The sequence below is a fragment of the Phocaeicola sp. RTP21198st1_B8_RTP21198_201120 genome (genome assembly GCF_040929485.1).
In the GTDB taxonomy this organism is placed as follows: domain Bacteria; phylum Bacteroidota; class Bacteroidia; order Bacteroidales; family Bacteroidaceae; genus Phocaeicola; species Phocaeicola dorei.
Genome location: NZ_JBCOCI010000216.1, coordinates 1,863 through 2,134, shown reverse-complemented (window position 1 = coordinate 2,134; position 272 = coordinate 1,863). Strand labels below are relative to the sequence as shown.

Below are 272 nucleotides of genomic sequence, written 5' to 3'. Positions count from 1 at the left end.
GTATCTCAACATTAGCGAATGAAGAAGCGTTAAGAAAGAACGTCTGCCCTTTTCTCAACTTCAACAAAGCCCGATCGTAATATTCAATATCCCGCTTCAAACGTTTCAGTTTCAAGGGGGAAGGCCTGTTCTTTCTTTGTTCCCGTAAAAGGGAAATTATCAAGTCATTACGTACACTTGCCGCCTGCACTATTTTAATGATCCGTTCCGGGTCCATTTGCTTGACATACCGGAAAAACCAGTCGTACTCGTTTTCGTCGATATCCGGCATA

General features: G+C 43.0%; 1 pseudogene. It reads right to left on the bottom strand.

Annotated elements, in window-relative coordinates:
• A pseudogene (locus AB5935_RS24685) lies at positions 1–272 on the bottom strand (hypothetical protein); the annotation flags it as partial.